Source organism: Aeromonas sp. QDB54 (assembly GCF_027707385.1).
GTDB classification, from domain to species: Bacteria; Pseudomonadota; Gammaproteobacteria; order Enterobacterales; family Aeromonadaceae; genus Aeromonas; species Aeromonas hydrophila.
Genome location: NZ_JAPCIT010000063.1, coordinates 1 through 2,496 on the forward strand (window position 1 = coordinate 1; position 2,496 = coordinate 2,496).

At 58.3% G+C, this 2,496-nt stretch carries 2 protein-coding genes; both read left to right on the top strand.

From position 1 onward, the window contains the following. The first annotated feature begins 221 nt into the window (after positions 1-221). Entirely contained in the window at positions 222-1,763 is a 1,542-nt protein-coding gene (gene istA / locus PG881_RS23730) for an IS21-like element ISAs29 family transposase (RefSeq protein WP_111809685.1), read from the top strand. A gap of 14 nt (positions 1,764-1,777) precedes the next feature. Beyond that, the coding region (gene istB, locus PG881_RS23735; protein WP_270667056.1) for an IS21-like element ISAs29 family helper ATPase IstB at positions 1,778-2,496 on the top strand (719 nt) is incomplete at its 3' end.

Below are 2,496 nucleotides of genomic sequence, written 5' to 3' on the forward strand. Positions count from 1 at the left end.
TGCATATTCCGGCCGATCATGAACACCAATTCCGATTCAACGTGAACACCATTTCCGGACCAATGTGAACGCTCATTCCGGTTCAACCTGAACACTTCGCCCCTCCTTTCCGGAAACAGTGTTCAACATCCCGGAATCACTGTTCACATTCACCGGAATCATCCTTAACGCATTGATTTAAAAACCTTTGATACGCTCTCCCTTTTGCCAGGGAAGAGCCTATGTCTGCCAAGAGGATTGCAATGCGTAAAATTCGTGAAGTGCTGCGACTGCGGCTGGAAGCTGACCTCTCTGTTCGCCAAATCAGTATCTGTACCAAGGTCAGTGTCGGCTCCATCCAGAAACTCCTCAAAAGTGCCCAGGCGCTCGGCCTTACCTGGCCCTTACCTACCGAGCTTGATGATGGCCGACTGGCTGCCCTGTTCTATCCGCAGGCCGATACCACCATCTCGGCCCGCCATGTTGTGCCGGATTGGCCCTCTGTCCATCAGGAGCTCAAGCGCAAGGGGGTCTCCAAACAGCTGCTCTGGGAGGAGTACACCCAGCGCTATCCCAATAGCTGTTACAGCTACTCCCAGTTCTGTGACCGTTACAAGTCCTGGTGTCAGTTGCAAAAGCGCTCCATGCGCCAGATCCACAAGGCGGGGGAAAAGCTCTTTATCGACTACTGCGGGCCCACGGTGCCCATCGTGTCGCCGACTACGGGTGAGGTCCGTCAGGCACAAGTCTTTGTCGCCGTGCTCGGTGCGTCCAACTACACCTTTGCCGAGGCCACCTGGTCCCAGTCACTGCCGGACTGGCTGCAAAGCCATGTCCGTGCCTTTGAGTTTTTCGGCGGGACACCGGTACTGCTGATCCCCGACAACCTCAAGAGCGGTGTCAGCAAGGCTTGCCGATACGATCCCGAGCTCAACCCCAGCTACCAGCAGTTGGCCGAGCACTATCAGGTGGCGGTGATGCCAGCTCGCCCTTACAAGCCTAAGGACAAAGCCAAGGCCGAGGTGGGTGTGCAGATCGTCGAGCGCTGGATCCTGGCTCGTCTACGCCATCAGACCTTCTTCTCGCTTGCCGAGCTAAACCAGTGCATCCGGGCTTTGTTGAATGAGCTCAACGAGCGCCCGTTCAAGCAGCTGCCCGGTAACCGACGCGAGGCGTTTGAGCAGTTGGACCGCCCGGCACTGGGGTCACTACCGGTGCATCCCTATCGCTATGTCGCCATCAAAACGGTCAAGGTCAACATCGACTATCACGTCAGTTATGAGCAGCACCATTACTCGGTGCCGCACCAGTATGTGGGTCAGCAACTGGAGCTCCATGCGGGCGATACCCTGCTTCAGGTCTATCACCAGCAACAGCTGGTCGCGAGCCATCCGCGTAAAACCATCCCGGGGATGAGCACACTCCCTGAGCACATGCCGGAACGTCACAGCAAGCAGCAACGCTGGACGCCAGGGCGTCTTAAGCAGTGGGCTGCCGACATCGGACCGGGCACCTTGTGCTGGGTTAGCGAACGGCTGGCAGAGAAAGCCCATGCCGAGCAGGCATACCGACTCTGCCTGGGACTGCTGAGTCTTAGCCGGGAGTATCCGCCATCACGAGTCGAAGGCTGTTGCCAGCTGGCCAACCGGGAAGGACTGGTGCGGCTCAAGCAGCTCAAGTCGGTGCTGACCAGTGGCCGCGACCAACTGCCCGCAAGTCCGCTCAGTTATCCAGAACTGCCGCAAGAGCACGAGAACATCCGCGGCCCCCAGAGCTTCCACTAACGAGGAAAAAACCCATGACCCAACAAACGCTGACCCGCTTGAGACACCTGAAACTGACTGGCATGGCGGATGCCGTGCAACAACAACTGGAACAGGCAAGTACCTACGAAGGGCTGCCCTTCATCGAGCGGCTAAGCCTGCTGGTCGAACACGAACAACTGAGCCGGGAGCAGCGTAAACAAGCTCGGCTGGTCAAGCAGGCGAGGCTCAAACTCCAGGCCACGGTGCAAGAGGTGGACTACCAGTCTGCACGCAACCTGGAGCGGTCACAGGTGGCAAACCTGGCCCAAGGAGAGTGGCTGCGCCGGGGCCAGAACCTGCTCATTACCGGCCCCTGTGGCTGCGGAAAAACCTACCTAGCCTGTGCGCTGGGCTACCAAGCCTGTCAGCAGGGGCACAGCACTCGTTACTACCGGCTGCCGCGTCTGCTACTTGAGCTGAGCCAGGCCAAGGTAGATGGCAGTTACGCCAGACTGCTGGGTCAACTGGCAAGGATAGAGCTGCTGATCCTGGATGACTGGGGACTGGAAGCGGTGAATGCCGAGCAGCGCAACGCCCTGCTGGAGATCATGGATGATCGGTACGGGAAATACTCGACGGTCGTGGTCAGTCAGCTGCCAACGGAAGAGTGGTACGCGAGCTTGGGGGACAACACTCTGGCAGATGCGATCCTGGACCGGCTGATGCACAACGCTCACCGGCTGTCACTGAAGGGAGAATCGATGAGAAAGAG